This window comes from uncultured Alteromonas sp. (assembly GCF_963976965.1).
GTDB lineage: Bacteria > Pseudomonadota > Gammaproteobacteria > Enterobacterales > Alteromonadaceae > Alteromonas > Alteromonas naphthalenivorans.
The window spans coordinates 173,149-191,991 of record NZ_CAXBMP010000001.1; the positions used below are offsets into that span (position 1 = coordinate 173,149).

General features: G+C 41.0%; 19 protein-coding genes and 2 pseudogenes. 19 read left to right on the top strand and 2 right to left on the bottom strand.

The annotated features are described in order from the left end of the window. Positions 1 to 66 precede the first annotated feature (66 nt). From ligA to AAC006_RS00875, 19 genes and pseudogenes are all read left to right on the top strand, one after another. A pseudogene (ligA, locus tag AAC006_RS00785) lies at positions 67 to 1,095 on the top strand (NAD-dependent DNA ligase LigA); the annotation flags it as partial. Positions 1,096 to 1,163: 68 nt separating this feature from the next. Beyond that, a complete protein-coding gene (locus AAC006_RS00790) occupies positions 1,164 to 3,113 on the top strand; it encodes a BRCT domain-containing protein (RefSeq protein WP_339890459.1) in 1,950 nt (649 codons plus the stop codon). A gap of 107 nt (positions 3,114 to 3,220) precedes the next feature. Then, positions 3,221 to 3,493: a hypothetical protein gene (locus tag AAC006_RS00795; protein ID WP_100970758.1), complete on the top strand. Its 273-nt coding sequence runs from the start codon at positions 3,221 to 3,223 to the stop codon at positions 3,491 to 3,493. Continuing rightward, a complete protein-coding gene (tnpB, locus tag AAC006_RS00800; RefSeq protein WP_100970759.1) occupies positions 3,493 to 3,828 on the top strand; it encodes an IS66 family insertion sequence element accessory protein TnpB in 336 nt (111 codons plus the stop codon). Before AAC006_RS00795 ends, tnpB begins: the two co-directional genes overlap by 1 nt. Before the next feature lie 41 nt (positions 3,829 to 3,869). Then, positions 3,870 to 5,438 (top strand): IS66 family transposase, encoded by a 1,569-nt coding sequence (locus AAC006_RS00805; protein WP_339890462.1) that lies wholly within the window; start codon positions 3,870 to 3,872, stop codon positions 5,436 to 5,438. 7 nt (positions 5,439 to 5,445) lie between these two features. Next, on the top strand, positions 5,446 to 5,778 hold the full coding sequence (locus AAC006_RS00810; protein ID WP_100970760.1) for a hypothetical protein: 333 nt from the start codon (positions 5,446 to 5,448) through the stop codon (positions 5,776 to 5,778). Between the two features lie 25 nt (positions 5,779 to 5,803). Continuing rightward, positions 5,804 to 6,094, top strand: a complete 291-nt coding sequence (locus AAC006_RS00815; protein WP_339890465.1) for a hypothetical protein — start codon at positions 5,804 to 5,806, stop codon at positions 6,092 to 6,094. A 58-nt stretch (positions 6,095 to 6,152) separates the two neighbouring features. Continuing rightward, positions 6,153 to 7,120: pseudogene (locus tag AAC006_RS00820) on the top strand (IS3 family transposase); the annotation flags it as partial. Positions 7,121 to 7,444: 324 nt separating this feature from the next. Beyond that, positions 7,445 to 7,663, top strand: a complete 219-nt coding sequence (locus AAC006_RS00825; protein WP_333973146.1) for a hypothetical protein — start codon at positions 7,445 to 7,447, stop codon at positions 7,661 to 7,663. Between the two features lie 3 nt (positions 7,664 to 7,666). Then, positions 7,667 to 8,908, top strand: a complete 1,242-nt coding sequence (ltrA, locus tag AAC006_RS00830; RefSeq protein WP_333973148.1) for a group II intron reverse transcriptase/maturase — start codon at positions 7,667 to 7,669, stop codon at positions 8,906 to 8,908. Between the two features lie 69 nt (positions 8,909 to 8,977). Further along, entirely contained in the window at positions 8,978 to 9,187 is a 210-nt protein-coding gene (locus AAC006_RS00835; protein ID WP_339890467.1) for an IS3 family transposase, read from the top strand. A 246-nt stretch (positions 9,188 to 9,433) separates the two neighbouring features. Beyond that, positions 9,434 to 9,919: a hypothetical protein gene (locus AAC006_RS00840; RefSeq protein ID WP_339890469.1), complete on the top strand. Its 486-nt coding sequence runs from the start codon at positions 9,434 to 9,436 to the stop codon at positions 9,917 to 9,919. Continuing rightward, entirely contained in the window at positions 9,916 to 10,842 is a 927-nt protein-coding gene (locus tag AAC006_RS00845; protein WP_339890470.1) for a pepsin/retropepsin-like aspartic protease family protein, read from the top strand. The genes AAC006_RS00840 and AAC006_RS00845 overlap by 4 nt, the downstream gene beginning before the upstream one ends. A 100-nt stretch (positions 10,843 to 10,942) precedes the next feature. Further along, entirely contained in the window at positions 10,943 to 11,080 is a 138-nt protein-coding gene (locus AAC006_RS00850; RefSeq protein ID WP_339890471.1) for a hypothetical protein, read from the top strand. Positions 11,081 to 11,152: 72 nt separating this feature from the next. Then, positions 11,153 to 12,364 (top strand): radical SAM protein, encoded by a 1,212-nt coding sequence (locus AAC006_RS00855; protein WP_339890473.1) that lies wholly within the window; start codon positions 11,153 to 11,155, stop codon positions 12,362 to 12,364. A gap of 9 nt (positions 12,365 to 12,373) precedes the next feature. Further along, on the top strand, positions 12,374 to 13,618 hold the full coding sequence (locus tag AAC006_RS00860) for an HlyD family efflux transporter periplasmic adaptor subunit (RefSeq protein WP_339890475.1): 1,245 nt from the start codon (positions 12,374 to 12,376) through the stop codon (positions 13,616 to 13,618). A gap of 3 nt (positions 13,619 to 13,621) precedes the next feature. Next, positions 13,622 to 15,697: a peptidase domain-containing ABC transporter gene (locus AAC006_RS00865; RefSeq protein WP_339890476.1), complete on the top strand. Its 2,076-nt coding sequence runs from the start codon at positions 13,622 to 13,624 to the stop codon at positions 15,695 to 15,697. Position 15,698: 1 nt separating this feature from the next. Then, positions 15,699 to 16,028 carry a hypothetical protein gene (locus AAC006_RS00870; protein ID WP_339890478.1) on the top strand — a complete coding sequence of 110 codons (330 nt, stop codon included), beginning with the start codon at positions 15,699 to 15,701 and terminating at the stop codon, positions 16,026 to 16,028. A 406-nt stretch (positions 16,029 to 16,434) separates the two neighbouring features. Beyond that, positions 16,435 to 16,560, top strand: coding sequence for a hypothetical protein (locus AAC006_RS00875; RefSeq protein ID WP_339890480.1), 126 nt, complete (start codon positions 16,435 to 16,437; stop codon positions 16,558 to 16,560). A 132-nt stretch (positions 16,561 to 16,692) separates the two neighbouring features. Here AAC006_RS00875 and AAC006_RS00880 read toward each other — a convergent pair whose 3' ends face one another. Both AAC006_RS00880 and AAC006_RS00885 read right to left on the bottom strand, forming a co-directional pair. Next, entirely contained in the window at positions 16,693 to 17,445 is a 753-nt protein-coding gene (locus tag AAC006_RS00880) for a hypothetical protein (protein WP_339890482.1), read from the bottom strand. Continuing rightward, on the bottom strand, positions 17,432 to 18,622 hold the full coding sequence (locus AAC006_RS00885) for a DUF262 domain-containing protein (RefSeq protein ID WP_339890484.1): 1,191 nt from the start codon (positions 18,620 to 18,622) through the stop codon (positions 17,432 to 17,434). Before AAC006_RS00885 ends, AAC006_RS00880 begins: the two co-directional genes overlap by 14 nt. Positions 18,623 to 18,843: the final 221 nt, after the last annotated feature.

Consider the following 18,843-nt stretch of genomic DNA (forward strand, 5'->3'; position numbering starts at 1 on the left):
GCTTTTTGTTTTAGTTAGCAGAGTGAAACCGCCATTTCTTTTAAAAAATTACACGCAAGTATCATAATGTCAGACACGTTAGAACAAGCAAAAGCCCGCGCCGAATCACTTCGTGGGCAGATAAATGAATACAACTATCAATACTATGTGCTCGATGCCCCAACAGTGCCCGATGCGCAATATGATAGAGATATGCAGGAACTCATTAGCATCGAAAAGCAATTCCCTGAATTGCAGAGTGTAAGTTCGCCAAGTCAAAAAGTGGGGGGCTCTGCGCTTTCTGCTTTTGAGCAAGTTACCCATGAAGTGCCTATGTTATCACTTGATAACGCGTTTGATGATGTGTCGCTATTGGCGTTTGAAAAACGTATTTACGATCGCCTGAAAGACAATAAAGAACTCGGTTTTAGTTGCGAACCAAAGCTTGATGGATTGGCGGTTAGTATTCTTTATGAAAATGGCGAAATGGTACGTGCAGCGACTCGGGGTGATGGCCAAGTTGGCGAGAACATTACTACCAATGTTCGCACCATTGCTAACGTTCCTCTTAAATTACGCGGCGAAAACTACCCATCTCGATTGGAAGTTCGCGGCGAAGTATTTATGCCTAAAAAGGGCTTTGAAGCGCTTAATGATTATCAGCGTGCTAACGACGGTAAAGTTTTTGCTAATCCGCGTAATGCTGCCGCTGGAAGCCTTAGACAGCTTGATTCAAAAGTAACAGCGAAACGCCCGTTAATGTTTTACGCCTATTCTTTGGGTGTGGTTACGCCTGAGGATTTTGAGCTGCCACATCATCATAGTGCGCGATTAGCGCAATTAGGTGAGTGGGGCATACCCTTATGCCCTGATATCGACACCGCAGAGGGAGGCAAAGGCTGCTTAGCGTATTATCAGCGAATATTGACCCTTCGTGACGACTTACCTTACGATATTGATGGCGTAGTGTTTAAAGTTGATGATATTAGCGTACAACAAACATTAGGCTTTGTGGCACGCGCGCCGCGCTGGGCCATTGCACAGAAATTTCCTGCCCAAGAAGAAATAACCAAACTGTTAGATGTTGAGTTTCAAGTAGGACGTACCGGTGCAATGGGTGTCACCCTGAACTCAAATGTTTCAAATAGTGCGTTTTCATTCTCACTAGCTGCTTAGAGGTACATATGTCAAAAACTAAATTTAATAAAGAACAATTGGCAGCAATACAATTTTTGAATCCAAGCTATTCAACTGATGACATACAAGAATTTTTTAATCTTGATAACTTAACCAACCTAAGTAAAGAGAAGTTGTTACTAGTATTGGATGTTGCAAATGCAAGCTATCGAGCAGGCTTTCCAATTGTCACTGACAAAGAATACGATCATGTTTTATTGGAAGAGTTGAGAACAAGGTATCCTCAGCATTCTTATATGTTCAAAGTTGAAGAAGAACCATTAAAAGAAAGTAAAACAGTAACTCTTCCTCAAAGAATGCTCTCGACAGATAAAGCATACTCAAAAGAAGAGATCGAAAAATGGACCGATAGACTGATTAAAGCGGCTAATGAAATTGGTGAAAACACTGAGAATATTGAAATAAGAGTGACTCCAAAATTGGATGGTTATGCTGCTTTTGATGATGGAAAAACTCTCTACACTCGTGGTGATGGCTATAAGGGGCAAGATATAACCCGCGCTTTCGAGAGAGGTCTTAAAGTCGCTAAGGGAGGAGTTCGAGGATTAGGCCCTGGTGAGATTGTTATTAAAAAGTCATATTTTGATGAAGTTCTTAGTGAGCATTTTGAGAACTCCAGAAATATTCAAGCAGCAATAATTGCTGAAAAGAAGGTTGATGAGAACGTTAAACTAGCCATAGATGAAGGAGCTTGTGTTTTCTATCCTTTTTCAACGCTTGAGGACTGGGTTGGTTCTATAGACACTCTAATTAATGAGTTTGATGATATTTTAGAGCGAATGTGGAACGCTGTTGACTTTGATATTGATGGCTTAATCTTAGAAACGAATAATTCTGCAATTAAAGAGCATATGGGTTCAACGAGGAAGTTCCATCGGTGGCAAATTGCGTTTAAAGTGAATGATGAATCGGCTGAAGTTGAGGTGTTGAGAGTTATTCCTCAGACTTCAAGGACAGGTCGAGTTTCACCTGTAGCTGAATTAGTCCCCACTAAACTTAGCGGTGCAACTTTAAGTAGAGCAACAGTTCATCACTATAATATGGTAAAAACAAATGGAGTAGGTCCTGGAGCAATCATTAAACTAGTGAGAAGTGGTTTGGTTATTCCTAAAATAGAAATGGTCATTAAACCTACAGAACCTGAGTTGCCTGAGAGTTGCCCCAGCTGTAATGCTCATCTTATTTGGGAAGGTGAGCATTTAATATGTCCAAACAAGTCAGATTGTCCTGCTCAAACAGAGAACACACTGATTCATTTCTTTAAGACATTAGGTAATATCGATGGTTTTGGGCCTAAGGTGATTGAGAAGATCACAAGTTATGGCATCAAACATATCCATGAAATCTATCAGATCCCTAAGCACCAATTTGTTGGATTTGGATTTGGAGATAAAACATCACAAAATCTATTAGACCAACTTCAAGCAAGTAGAGAAATTGAAATAGAGGATTGGAGATTTCTTGCTGCATTTGGAGTTAGCCGATTAGCTGGAGGAAACTGTGAAAAATTACTTCAGCATCATTCAATCGTTGAACTTTTCGAAGTATCAGTCGAGGAAATGGTTAAAATAGATGGCTTTGCACAATTAAGCGCAGAAGCAATTGTCGAAGGGCTAGCAAACGTTAGAGAGGAGTTTTTCAAGGTATATAACCTTGGCTTTAACTTAAGTGTCACACCTAAGGAATCCTATAGAGAAAGTTCAGGCTCATCTATAGCTGGAAAAGTTGTTGTTTTTACTGGCTCCATGCAACAGGGGTCTCGTGGTGACATGGAAAAACAAGCAAAAGCGCTTGGAGCTAAGGTGGCCAAATCGGTCACTGGTAATACTACCTATTTGGTAACAGGAGAGAAGGTTGGTGAAACCAAAATTAATGCGGCCCGTGACAAAGGTGTGGAAGTGCTAACAGAGGAAGAATATTTAGAGTTAATAAGTTAACTTTGGTTGTCACCATTTAAAATGTAAGCGGTCAAAATAGACCGCTCTTTTATTCTTAAGCTAAGCCCCTAAAATCTAATCATTGATTAATATAGGAGAAAATATCAATGACTAGACGAAGCTCTCAAGAATGGCAGCAACTTATCGATGCGCAAGAAGCCAGCGATATGACCATCGCGCAGTTTTGCCACACGCACCACATTAACCAGTCCACTTTTTATTTGCAACGCAAAAAACGTCAAGCTTTGTCGTTGCCGCAGACATCACCGCAATGGCTGCCCATTGACAGCATGACCTCACATCGGCCAGCCATGCGCCAATGGCAAATCGAGTTAACGCTACCAAACGGTGTGGTGCTGAACATGAGTAGAGATGGTTAATGCTAACAGCAAGTAGCGCTAAAATATGGTTATATCTTGGTATTGCCGATATGCGCAAGCAGTTCGACGGCTTAGCGGCGTTGGTGAACAATCAGTTGCAGATGCAAGCACAGCTCGGCGATTGGTTTGTGTTTGTGAACCGCAAACGCACCATGATAAAAGTGCTGTATTACCATCAAGGCGGTTACTGTTTATGGTCGAAAAGATTGGAGCGGGGCACCTTCGGTAAAGTGTCAGGTAATGGGCATAAAATCGCCCTGAACACCGCGCAGTTACAGTGTTTGATTGATGGTGTTTATTGGCAAAAAGGCAAACAAAACATGCGACTTAAGTAGCTGAATTTGCTATACTTAGCCGCATGAAAAGCGCTGCCGATTTGCCACAAAACACACCTCATATTCCACAAGAAGAATATGCTAATGTGTGTGCAAAACTGGCTGAGTCACAAGCACACGCCGCGCAGTTGCAACAACAAGTCGACTGGTTTAAGCGTCAGTTGTTTGGGCGTAAGTCAGAAAAGCACATAGTAGAGAATTCTGACCAAACGCAGTTGTTTGGCCAAGCGACGAATGAAGATTTACCGCCAGCACCTAAAAAAGCCGTCAAAGGCTATGCCCGCTCCACTAAACAAAAAGATGACAATAACGTCAATGATACCGGCCTTCGCTTTACTGATGACGTGCCCACAAAAGTGATTGATGTGCCTTGCCCCGAGCTTGAAGGTGAGGATGCTGATAAGTATGAAATTATTGGCACGAAAGAGACCCATCGCTTAGCGCAACTGCCAGGTAGCTACCAAGTCTTAATTTATCGCAAAAAAGTCTTTAAAAGCAAAGAAACGGGCAACATGTTGTCCCCCTCAACTCCCGATAATGTGTTAGAAGGGGCGTATGCGGATGTATCACTATTAGCGGGCCTCATGGTTGATAAAGCCGTATTCCATTTACCCCTTCACCGACAGCATTTACGTATGCTGCAATCGGGTGTGACTTTATCGCGGGCGAGCTTAATCAACTACGTCAGTCAAAGCATTGATTTAGTTATCCCTATCGCACAAGCAGTGCTGAGTAATATACTGAGTGGGGGCAACATCAGCATGGATGAAACGCCGATGAAGGCGGGTCGACAAGCCTCGACTCGCCGCAAACATAACACCATGAAACAAACCTACTTCTGGCCCATTTATGGTGAGCAAGATGAAGTGGCCTTTACCTGGTCATCTTCTCGCGGCAAACAACATGCGATTGCGCAACTCACTGGCTTTAATGGCACCTTGCTAAGCGATGGTTATGCGGTGTATAGCCAAATCATTGATACGCTAAACAGCCAAGGCCAACACATCACCCATGCAGCCTGTTGGGCGCATACGCGCCGCTACTTCGAAAAAGCATTGGATTATCATCCTAAAGAGGCACAATACGCCTTGGCTGAAATACAAAAGCTGTATAAAGTGGAAGCACACATACGAAAACACGCGCTTAATGCCGAGGATACCGTGCAATATCGCCTCAAACACAGCGAGCCTGTCATCAATGCTCTGTTTCATTGGCTATACGAGCAACGCCAACGCCCAGAATTATTACCTAAAGATCCGTTAAGCAAAGCCTTAGCTTATGCCTATGACCGTCATCATGAGTTAAAGACTTACCTGACGCACGCACAAGTGAATATCGACACTAATCATTTAGAAAGGGCCTTACGCGTTATCCCTATGGGTAAGAAGAACCATTTGTTCTGCTGGAGTGAGTTGGGCGCAAAACAGCTTGGTGCCTTGCATACACTCACCGTGACCTGCAAATTACACAACATCAATCCATACCACTACCTAGTCGATGTACTGCAACGCGTATCGCAACATCCAGCCAAAGACATCATCGACTTAACCCCTAGACGCTGGAAAGCACTGTTCGCTGATAAACGCCTGCGCTCAGACATAGAAAAGTGAAGACGCTATGACCGAAAAAGAAACGAAAACGACCATCGATATTAGCCAACTCACTCTCGACCAATTGTATATACTCAATGAAGCGGTCGTTAACCGCATTGATGAATTACGAGCAAAACAAGATAGAGAAGCGCTTGCTAAACTGCGCCCAGGCATGAAAGTGCAGTATGCTCATGATGGCAAAACTATCACCGGCACGTTACTTAAGAAAAATAGAAAAACGGTGCTCATTGCTAACAACAATGGCAAGACGCATCACAAGGTGCCGGCTGGCATAGTAACTGCGGTTAGCGTTGCTAAACTCGATCTTAGTCAGGCGGTCAAGAACGGTCTAAAATGATCGGTTACACAAGAACAAGGCAATCATGAATCGTAATACTCCGATACTCGTTCTACTGAGCTTTTTTATATTCGCATGCACGTTTCCTAATGACGCATACGCCCAAGTAAAGAAAAGCACATCGGGCATATGTCATGACTCGTCGAGCGCATCCTACAATCGAACCAAAAATTTCGAAGCCTTTAGTACTATTGAAGCCTGTCTTGAAAGCGGTGGCCGATTACCCAAAGCAAAATCGGCATACCAACAAGCTGAAAAAGAGGCGCAAAACGAAGGTAGAGCTTTCACCTCCGACTACGATAGAGCCGATTGGTGACGTGTTCCAATAGATTCACACACCCGGTTAAGAGATAATTCTCTCAACTGGAGTGTATATGAAAACTCGAAAAAGCTATTCAAAAGAGTTCAAACTGGATGCAGTCAGTTTGGTTACTGAGCAAAACTACAAAATTGCTGAAGCTGCAAGAAGCCTGGATATCAGTGCCAATATGCTTGGTCGCTGGATTAAAGAACAAGAAAGAGAAGGAACTCACGCCTTCCGTGGTAATGGCAAGCTCACGCCTGAGCAAGAAGAGATCCGCCGTTTGAGGGAAGAAAATAAGCGCATGAAAATGGAGAAAGAGATTTTAAAAAAAGCGACGGTCTTCTTTGCCAAAGAAACCAAGTGAAATACGGTTTCGTCACCCAGCATAAGAAGGCCTGGCCAATTAGCCTGATGTGTCAGGTATTGGGTGTCAGCCGCTTTGATTATTATCGTTACGTGAAGCGCCAGTCCGAGATTGAGCCGGATCCACAGCATGATGAGATGATTGAGTGGGTCGAAAAAATTGCTGAAGCCAGTGACTTTACCTATGGCGTGCGGCGCATGAAGCGAGCGTTGAATGCCCTGGGTTATCCGGTAGGCAAACACCGGACGCAGGCCTTGATGAAAGAGGCAGGTGTTAGCGTGAAGCGGCGCAAGAAGTACAAAGTAACCACCAACAGCAATCATAAACAGCCGGTGTTCGATAATGTGCTGACCCGCGAATTTGATGTACAACAGCCCAACCAGGCTTACGTATCGGATATCACCTATGTCTGGACTCAGGAAGGCTGGTTATATCTGGCGGTTGTCATTGACCTGTTCTCACGCAAAGTTGTGGGCTGGAGCATGTCGTCGCGGATGAACGCCCAGCTTGTGTGTGATGCGCTGACTATGGCGTTGTGGCAGCGAAGACCTCAAGCTGGATTGATTCACCATTCAGATCGCGGTTCACAATACGCCAGCAGACAGTTCAGGCAGTTACTGAACCTGCATCAGATCACGGGCAGTATGAGTGGAAAAGGTGACTGCTGGGATAATGGTGTGCCACGAAGGCATGTGGCAGAAAGTTTGTCACATTGCCATGCTGCATAAGAGATGAGGGTAGGTCCCTCGAAGTCTGATTACAGGATCTGGCTTCAAACCACCACGAGCTGCTGTAGTCAAAAGCTATGGTAGTGAGCGTCGTTGGAAAAGGCACTTTAAAAGTGTCAGGTATGGTTCAAGAAGATGAACGAAAGTGAACAATCGATGACATGTCGAAAAGCAAACCAACTAACGTCAAAACCAGATAGCGTTGTTAATCTGGGACGAATCCAGACAGTACCTGTTTATGGGCTGGGTGGCGTTCGGTGTAGAGGTTGCATGAGCTTGAACCAGGCTCTTTTGTGGAACGTGGGAACCTACTGGTTTGATGATAAGGGAAGAAGTGATGTTCAGTTGAATATTACCGCAAGTACCGATGTAAACCAGAGGGGCGGAGCAACTTGTAGTAGTGATGAAGCATCTGTAATGGGTGTGGAGCGAAGGGGTTGCGTTATTTTGCTGAGCTTTATTGTCAACCAGAAATGGGAGGAGCAGTAAATCTTGGCAAAGTCATTTAATTTATCTAAATTTGCAGTATGGGATGCTTATCTAGCGGTCAAGGCCAATAAAGGCTCTGCCGGTATTGATGGGCAAACGATGGAGGACTTCGAAGCTAATTTAAAGTGTAATCTTTACAAGATCTGGAACAGACTGTCATCAGGGAGTTATTTTCCTCCCCCAGTAAGACGAGTTGACATCCCTAAGTCCAATGGAAAATTAAGGCCATTGGGAATTCCGACGATTTCGGACAGGATTGCTCAGATGGTTATCAAGACTCGTTTGGAGCCGCAAGTGGAGCCTTACTTTCATGATGATTCATACGGCTATCGTCCAAATAAATCGGCACTGGATGCAATTGCTCAGACTCGTCGCAGGTGCTGGCGTGATGATTGGGTTCTGGATATGGATATTCAAGGTTTCTTCGATGCGCTAGATCATAAATTGGTCATGATAGCGGTATCGAGGTTTACACAGTGTAAATGGACAATGCTGTATATAGAACGTTGGTTAAAAGCAGACGTGGTGATGCCAAATCGAGAACGCATAAAACGGACTCAGGGCACGCCACAGGGCGGTGTAATTAGCCCTCTGATCGCCAATATATTTCTTCACCTAGGCTTTGATAGTTGGATGCAAAAAGAGTTTCCTTGTATTCATTTTGAAAGATATGCCGATGATATTGTTGTGCATTGTCGCAGTCAAAAGCAGCTGGAATATATTGAGCAAAGGATAAGGTCGCGCCTTGCGCAATGCAAACTTGCGCTATGCCAAGAGAAAACCAAGATTGTTTATTGTAAAGATTCAAACCGAGTAGGTACCTATCCCAGCCAAAGTTTCGACTTTCTGGGATATACTTTTAGGCCGAGAAGTTGCCGAGACAAGGAGGGGAAATTCTTTGTGAGTTTCTCGCCAGCGGTCAGCCGCAAGTCTATGAAGGCTATTAGGCTTAAGATCAAGACACATCCGTTGGTAAAAGGGTGTTTCAGTCAAGGTGTCTCAGAGTTAGCCAGAGCAATTAATCCAATGATACAAGGATGGATTAATTATTACGGACACTTTAGGAAATCAGCGATGTCTGCTATTTATGACTACATCAATGAGAAAATAATGAAGTGGGCAATGCGAAAGTTTAAACAACTGCAACGCCGTAAAAAGCGTGCAGGACAATGGCTTCGTATGTTGTACTCAAAAGCTTCTTTATTATTTGCACATTGGCGAATTTGGAATTGGGTGGCTGAATAGCAAGAGCCGTATGAATCGAGAGGTTCACGTACGGTTCTGTGAGCAACTAAGGGGGGAGGCTCCCCTTGGTTGACTCGACCGGTAGTAGAAAGCTTCTTCGGTACGTTGAAGCAAGAACGCGTGCAATGGCGACACTATCAAACTCGGCATGAAGCGCAGCAGGATATTCTGCAATACATCACGATGTTTTATAACAGCCAGAGACTGCATTCATATCTGGATTACAAAAGTCCAAACCAATATGAGGCTGATATGGCAAAACTAGGAAAAGCGGCTTAACTGGGTTGTGTGAATTTGGTTGACCACGTCAAATAAATTCACCAGACACTTTTTATTTTCTTTAAGTGAAGTATGATAGGAAATGTTAAGGTAAAGTTTTACTACGAGTTGTTTCATTCAAATAACGGATGAGCGCGGTTTGAACCTTCGAATTTGTTTTAGTGGTCGGATAGTAATACACTTATTTCAATAAGATGCCGAAGGGCAAGTTGGGTTCTTAATTGTACGGTAACAGAAGAGCACGTTATGACGACTAAATGGATATTAGCTGTACACGCAATTTCAGCTTTACTTATCAGTAAAGCGTTTGCACAAAACGATACGCTAGAAGCCTCACTATCGCTTTCACAATCATTTCAAAGTGCGGGCTCAAATTTCAACGCTGATGCTCATGTTTCATCAATTGGGTTGTGGCTTCCGCTTACTCACGAGGTCACAAACGATTTTCGATTCAGCAGCGACTTATCATTAGGCGTTAGCTACGTAGACGCGTCAGCAAGTTATCTTAATGATACCAGTGACGTGTTAATTGAAATCTGGCTTAATAATACACTTCTGTTTCCTCAAGACGACGGCTTCTCTCCTTTTGTTGCCGCTGACGTCGGGATTATCAACGGCAATAATTCACAATTGACAAATGACGGGGCGGTTGTTCGATTACACGGTGGATTTGAGTTAGCTCCTGCTTCTTCGAATATTTCTTTGCGGATTTCTGCCGGGGTTCAAAAATGAATAAATGGTACAATGTCTGCGTAGCTATACTTTTTATGCAGACGGTAAGTGGGAGCATCAGTGCGAATGAAAAAGTAACTGGCCAAAATCTCATGAACCTTTCGCATGAACCTATTAAAAGTAATATCACTGTACAGACAAACGAATTTGGTGAACTCTGGTTGCCAGTTGAGATTAACAACCTGTCGGGAAAGATGCTAGTCGACACAGGTTCTTCTGGCTCAGTATTTCGACAAGATAAACTATCTGTTTTGGAAGACTTCACTGTGCTACAACAGCGAACGGGGTATGGTGCAGGTACTACGGAAAGTAAAGTCGAATCCACCCTTATTCAGCTTGAGAATTTCTCCGTTGCTGGAAAGTCACTCGAAATCAAACAGATAAGTAGTCATGTTTTCGGACATGGCGGCGATGAATATTTAGGGATTATTGGTCTCGATGTCATTAAAGAGTTATCTGCTGGCCTGCTTATATCTCAACAAGATGTTCAACTATTGGGAAGCACAACAGCGTATCAGAGAAGATTTTCAGTTCCCCTTTACAAATCAGATTTTGGGTTGCTTTACTTCAAGACTGAAATCAATGAAAAAGAAGTTGGTTTGATCGTTGACTCTGGCTCTCAATACACGGTGATTGACGCGAGTGCGACGGAAGGTTTAGAAATAAAAACTCAGGTTTTAGAAGGGCAGTATGCGACGGATGTTCAAGGGAACACTATTCCGATCTCTATCACACCGGAAATTTCGTTGAAAGTGGGTGGCAACACGGTATTTACCAGTCCCTTGTTAAGTACTTCTCTCTCGTCAGTTTTAGACAATGATAAATTTGAATTTAATGTAGTCGGTGTCATAGGCATGGCGAATCTTCAACAAGCAAAAACACTCATCGATTTCTCGACAAACACGCTTCACTTTTTAGAATAACTTCGTTGAAAATAAATATTTCTTGTTGCATTTTTGTACTTTCACTGCTTCAATCGAATAGCGAATTCCTTCGCAACAACAAACTTAAGGATTAAGTAATATGAAGAAGTTAGAGCAATTGAAAAGTCAGGTAAATCTTGAGAAAAAGCCAGTTGGTAAAAATATCGCTTCAGATATGTTGACAAAAATCGCTGGCGGTGGTGGATGGGGTCAGCTATGGATAAAAATTCGCTTCTAGTCTAGCTACTATTCAATTGCGGTTAGTTTTGACTAACCGCTTTCGCTTCAAAAAGACTTAAATGGATTTTATATGCAAATGGATCAGACTTACCTCTCGCAAGTTAATACCGTCGAAATCGTTCTTAAAATAGTTGAACGTTGTAATCTAAATTGTAGTTATTGCTATTATTTTAATGGTGGGAATAATGATTTTGAAAAGATGCCGGCAGTAATGACGCCAAAAACCGCATCTGACATCGGTGCGTTTTTAGCTGAAGGCGCAAAACGTATTGGTATTAATCAAGTAAATTTAGATTTTCATGGTGGAGAGCCACTTTTCCTGAAAAAAGAGCGTTTCATCGAAATAGTAGAAGCACTAATCGACGCACTTGATCCTGACGTTAAGCTCCGATTTGCCATACAAACTAATGCCGCTTTAATAGACGACGAATGGATTGACATTTTAAGTAAGTACAACTTTTTAGTTGGTGTAAGTTTGGATGGACCTAAATCTTACAATGATAAATTCCGTATAGATCATAAAGGGCGTAGCAGTTACGATGACACCGTGAACGGAATTCGTTTGCTAAGAGAAGCCTATGAGTCTGGCAGGATAAAAAGTTATGGCGGGCTTGCTGTAATTAACCATGAATTTGACTCCAATAAAATATATCGTCACTTTGTCGATGACTTAAAGTTTCCTGGATTAGACTTCCTGCTCCCAGATTATACGCATGATAACTTCGACTCCTCAACAGCTGCGGCGTATGGCGACTACCTAATTAATCTTTTTGAATTATGGAAAGAAGACTTTGAAGATATTGAGGTTCGAAGGATAAATAATCTTATTGCTGCATTTAGTGGCGATGAAACCAATCGTTTCGTTGGCTTCTCTAAACAAGCCGCTAAAGCTATTGCATTTACCATCCACAGTGATGGCACGTGCGCACCTGATGACATTTTACGTATAACCCCAGTGTGGGATGAGTTCATCAAACCAAATGTAACTGAAACAACGTTAGAACAATTCTTGCTTCAACCTCTATTGATTCAGATGGAGAAGGAATCAAGAGCCGTTCCCCCTGCTTGTGAAGTTTGTTGCTGGGCAAATATTTGTGGCGGTGGCGGTGTTCAAACCCATCAATACGATTCAAAAAATCACTCCTTTCACAATCCATCAGTGTTCTGTGAAAGTCTACAGCAATTTTATGCACATGTTGCACAGTTCTTATTAGACAATGGTATGCCTCAGCATCGCTTGCTTGAAATATTGGGTATTCAAGACGAGGAAAAGGTTGCCTAGCATTAACTTATGAATACGATTTTTAGAAAGGAAGCGTTACAACACATTGTCAGTCAAAACGACGGGCACGTTTTAAAAACACCTCCGCTTTTATTAAAAGTCTTTTCAGGACTATTGTGCATTTTTTTTGCAGGGCTGCTACTCGTCATATTCAATTTTGAATATGCGAGATATGAACTTGCAAGTGGCATGTTAGTTTCCTCGGGCAAATCATCGCGTCTTACAGCTCAGAGGAGTGGTGTAATATCACAACTTCATGTGAATGAAGGTGATAATGTAGTAGAAGGTGATGTCTTACTCACTATCAATCCCACTAATTTTGACTCCGTGGGTAACAACACCATTGAAAACTTAATTTTCGAGCTCGACAGCAGTATCGCCCTGTTGCGGAAACGTGAAGTGAATCTAAATCAACGATTAGTCTTGCAAAGCGCACAAGTCATGCAAGAAAAGTCGCGGTTGGAAATGGAAATTCAGCAACAAAAACAGTTGTTGGATACTCAAAAAGACGTGGTGTTGCTTATCGCCGCAGAACGTGATGCAGCACAGACTTTATTTAAGCAGAAGCGTCTCTCGAGAACTGAATTCAATTTACAGGAAAGAGAATATTTAGACAGCAAAATCACGCTCAATCAACATCAAATTGATATTCAGACGTTGCAGTTCAAGCTAAATGCTACTCAAAACAAACTTGCATTACTGCAAAATGAAGTAGACTCCGCGCGGCAAGATATTCAATTGGAAGTTAATGAATTAAAAAGGCAGGTCCACAACCTTCGTTCCCAGTCAGGTTATCAAGTACGTGCCCCAATAAGTGGAACCGTTTCTGGGCTTCTTCTAAAAACTGGTAGTAGTATTACGCCAGATAGCTTTTTGCTTTCAATTGTGCCGGCAGATCTATCATTGATGGCTGAAATGTACGTACCTTCAAATTCAATAGGGTTTATAAAGCAAAATCTTGATGTCAATTTGCGTTATTTTGCTTACCCCTATGAAAAATTTGGGTCGTACAAAGCGACAGTTAGCAATATCAGCAAAACCGTAATTTTGCCTAAAGATCACTTTGATCGCTCAGGGCTAGACGTTCCCGCATACAGTGTCTATTTGCAACTGGAGCATCAATATGTGAAAAGCGAGTCCGATATTTTTCCTTTGTATCCGGGCATGCAGGTTGAGGTCTATCTCGCCAGCGAAAGAAGAACGTTAGCTGAATGGTTCTTTCGTCCGCTGTTCTCTATTTCATCAAGAAACTAATCAATGTTTGCTAAAAAATTTCCAAATATATTGCAATCGGAAGCTGCTGAATGTGGTTTAGCCTGCCTTGCCATGGTAGCCAACTTCTATGGGAAAGGGCTCAGTCTGTTTGAAATGCGCGAACGGCATGCAGTGAGTTTAAAAGGTCTTACAATTAAGGATCTTATGTTTATCTCAGACCATTTAGAGTTTAATTCTCGAGCAGTTCAGTTAAATCTAGACGAATTACCTGAATTGACTCTTCCTGCGGTGCTGTATTGGAACTTCGATCATTTTGTAGTTCTGAAGGAAGTCAAAAAAGGCCGTTTCTACATCAACGACCCTGCAATCGGTGAGCGCAGCTTTACCATCGAACAGATTTCAAAGCACTTTACAGGTGTTGCACTGGAGATTTTTCCAAAAAACAATTTCGCACCGAAAAAACCTAAGCCTGCAATCCGATTTAACGACCTAATTACTGGCTTCAACACCTTTTGGAAGTCTATCTCAATCATTATGGGATTGTCTTTTGTAATGCAGGTATTTCTGCTTACCATACCTTTTTTCGCGCAAATCTCCATAGATAATATTCTCATTAGTGAGGACACTGATTTTCTCATTGTACTTGGCATTGGTTTTGTATTTGTCAGTCTGTTTAAATCGCTTGCATGGTTGATCCGTGGTTATCAAGTGGTTGAATTAAGTGCTAAGTTAAATTTGCATGTTTTGTCATCTGTGTTTCGACACTTAATGGGGCTACCCCATGAGTATTTCGCTAAACGACATATGGGCGATGTCCAATCCAGATTTAAGTCTTTTGAAGTTATCAGCCAGACTCTTACTACTGACTGGGTTGAAAGCATCGTTGACGGGATTTTTCTTGTGTTCACGCTTTTGATAATGGCCTTGTATAGCCCATTATTGGCATCGATATCGATGGTATCTATTCTTGTTTATTATTTATCCCGCAGATTTACTTTACAACCTTACATTTCAAAGACTAACGAAGCCATCATATGTAAAGCACGTGAAGATACACTATTTTTAGAAAGCCTTCGTGGGATCGTACCCCTCAAAAATTTCGGTCAGGAATCAAAACGTCTTTCAGTTTGGGCAAATGCGTTTGTCAAATCTTTGAACAGCAACATTGGAGTCCAAAAAACTCAAATTGGCTATGCCTCCTTATTTCAGCTGACAAGTGGTTTGGAATATATATTGATTGTCTGGTTAGGCATTACAATGGTGTTAGATAGTACCCTGACCGTTGGCATGCTAGTAGCTTTGTTCGCCTACCAACAAAGGGTATCTGAACATTCCAAGAAGCTTGTAGATAACTGGTTTGAAATGAAATATCTGATTGTGCACTTCCAGCGGATGAGTGACATTTTAAAGAGCAAACAAGAATCCCATTTAGAAGGCAAGCTAAATTACCCTCTCGCATTCGAGCATTTCAAAGTTGAGAGGATCACCTACAACTATTCGTCTCTGGAAGAGCCTACTCTCAGTGACGTGAGTTTTGAAGTAAAGCGAGGTGAAATTGTTTGCTTAGTGGGGCCATCAGGATGTGGCAAAAGTACACTTTTAAAAGTTATGGTGGGATTAATACAACCGCAAAGAGGTCAAGTCAGCGTGGATGATGTATGCATAAATGACATTGGCCTTAAGAATTATCGCCAGCAAATTTCGGCAATGATGCAAGAAGACTCTCTGTTTAGCGGTAGCCTGAGAGATAACATTACTATGTTTGACCCGTCGCCCGACACCAAACATCTACACGCCTGCTGTAAAGTCGCTAGTATTTACAACGAAATCATGAATATGCCGATGGCTTTTTCGACACTGGTGGGGGATATGGGAAATACCTTATCAGGCGGACAAAAACAGCGCATTTTACTAGCACGTGCGCTGTATCAGTCGCCTAAAATCTTGTTTCTTGATGAAGCAACTAGTCATCTTGATCCCATCAGGGAGCGCAAAGTAAATCGTGCGCTCAAAAAACTAGGGATCACGACTATCATGATTGCTCACCGCAAAGAAACTATTGAATTAGCAGACAGAGTCATTGATTTGAACTCCATAAACTCGTTATCGGTAGATTAATATGCAAGCAGTTTCTAATATCGCAAAAGATATCAAAGACCATTTTTTTGAATTAAATTTAGCGTCGTGGAGTAGCATAGCAATTAATGTAGATTTTTCTGATGGACTGGAGAGTAAGGCTGATATTGATATAGCAATTAACTACAGTTCGCCATCCAACGTCGAATTTTTAGAGCCGGACGCCAATATTTCACAATTATTTCATAGTTTGGGTCGTCTTATCGCAAATGAACAGAGCGAACAAGGAGTACTAACAGAATTTGATTTTGTTATAAAAAACGATGGTGACGTTTCGTTAAAAATCAGTTTCGATCGTCACGCTGATTGTTGATGCGCACAACGAAAACGACGTGCATTATAGTTGTGGATTTAAGCGTGTATATGTCCGTCAATATGATGGCAACTATCTGGATTTGGTATATAAGCCCAATCCATTCGCGTTGCAGCAAGTTTCATTCGAAAAGCACATGCTGTCTGAAGGAGCCGAATCATTTCCAGTTTTTGGTTCGCCCAGGAACTCTATTTTTGGCAACATGCAGGGTAAAGTGACGCAAATCGTGCATTCATTACAGGGAAATATATAAGCGTTAACTCGCTTCCCGATCGTTGTAACAATCATGGTGTTGAAGGTAAATGCTGATGAGACGCGTCTTACTGATGTTGCGAACAATCGACGGTTTGCTATTAATAATGGTTCAATAAAACTGTTAAAGGTCATTTCCAAATAAGGAGTAAAAATGAGCCAATTGGAAGAAGCACAACAGTCTCTTTCTCGGATACAGGCATTTGATCCAAAAAGCCTTGCTAGAGAAGAGGAACTTAGACGGAACTTTGATTTTGGTGCTATTGTAGCTCCAGCATAAAAATTAATTCGCCACTAACGCCAAACTTGAAAATGCTGTCAAGCACACCTTAATGTGATCGGTTACTTTAAAATAACATAATCTTGCAACTCGCTATAGCAATCTGGGGTATTAGCTCTAGCGAGCTGCTTTTTAAATGTTTTGGCCTAGTTGGTTCATGGTTTTCAGATAGTGTTTATATAGAGAAATGAATATGTTATCTATCAGAACCAGTATAGAGAAGTATATAAAGTAATTTTCATACTGATAGTTTTCGTTTAACAATGTCTTTAGGGTTGGTAAATTCTGCTGATATGAAAGGGTGTTGTGAGCGACTCTATTTCGGTGCTTATATAAATGGTCATACATATCAATAAGATCTTTTTTAACATCGTTCCCGATATTACTTTTGTTTACAAACAAATTATCTTTGTTGGCGAAATATTTGGCGGTGACATTAGACCAAAGAGACTCATACTCAAGGTATTGTTTGTGAGCCCAAATCAATAAGTTTGTATCTTTAAAAGAATGAATTATTGCATTCTTGGTCTCATTTATTATTAGATTATTATCTATTAATCCGTTTTTGAACTTTGATTCACCGTGTTTTTCTATTTGTGAAACTAAATCTTTGTAAATTTCTTTTTTCTCTAGATAATTTGAGCATTCGCCAAAAGGCTTTAACGTAAACCTTTGATATCTATATTCATAATCATTTGTGGCAAGCTCCCAACATATACACTTCATTTTTTGTTCTTGAGCGCCTGTTATTTTAAGTAGAGCTGACTGCATTACATAATCACAAAGCGGATAGGTCTCCACTCCTGAGCCTATTCCAATGCTTGCAGAAGTTACATCTACGAGAATGTCCTTTATGGGGGATAATATAAATTTATTGTGATTCATTGTTTGTATACTTCCGATATATAGCAATAGAATCTGATATTCTTTGTCTAAGTTGGCCTAAATTGTTAGGGCTTTTTAAATGAGAAGGGTCCTTTTTATATTGTGTTATTTTTCTATCCAGTTCGGCAATTAACTGCTCTTTTTTTGATGTATCAATCTGCTTCTTTTTGAAAAGAGTGTGATAAATAATACCAAAAAGGTAAGCGTCTAGTTCAATGATGGAGTTATATTTTTTAAGTAAACCGATCTCAGTTAAAGTTTTTTCCAATTGTTCTAAGTAAACTTTATATTCTTTGTCTGGAAAAATATTCAAGAAAGTACCGTAAATGTTAGAGGTTTCACCATTGATAGCTGAAAAAATATACCCTTCGTACAATTTCTCCATTTTCTGCTTGTAACCACGAGCTACCTTCGAAGGGTCTCCATCGTTATGATACTGTGATAAAAGGGCTAAATAACGAATGAAGTCAGCTTTTGACTCACTACTTACAAGCTTAATTACAATTTTTTTGGCAAAGTCTGGGTCAAATAGCCCTACCAGCTCTTGGTCAAGAAAGTATAAAGATGCTCTACTTTCTTGTGGTAATAATGGTTCACCTTGAATATTAATGTTTCTGAAAACTGATGAATAATACTTTTGCTGTGTTTTTTCTTCAGATGTTTGAGGAACTAAGTATGAAAAACCAAGGAAATTGCTATCTAAAAACTCATCAGTTATATTCAGGTTGGTGTGTTTATAGTTGCCTTGCTGGATATTACTTAAAATTTCTTCTTTACTTGTTCCTCTTTGAACTAAGCTTTTAAAGTTCCACTCTAGAATGTTGTCAAAAAGGCTTTCGTCACCATGTTCGTCATCATCATTATCGTTGGCGAAAGAATCAAGATTTGATTTATAAGTGGCGGCGTCAGGGTAGAGGCCAAGATAAGCAAGCAAAATGCTAGTGACCCTTTGCTGGCCATCTAATAGCAAGTTTTCATTACTGTTTCCTAGTTTGAATGCACCAATAGTGACAGGGGGAACAAATTGCTTATTTTTAAATGTTTCGATAAGTGTTTCGACCTTCTTCTCATTCCAAACGAAATATCGTTGATAGTCAGGTAAAACAATATTTTTTCTTAACACTAAATCAATCCAGTGACGTAGTGAGTATTCTCCATAATATACTCTGTTTTCCATTTGATTTAACTAACTCCAAGTTTTTTCAATGATTTTTATAGTCTTCGAGCAGTTTAAATCTTGTGATTAGAAAGTCAATTTGGTTCGACTAAAGCCCAAAGTATTGAACTCACTCCATTTAATTTAATGGAGTATGGTTCAAAGGTAGTTATTCTATAACGTCCTTTCTATCTTTTATAAACCGTACTTGGTGGTATAGAAATCCATTAATTTTGAGTACG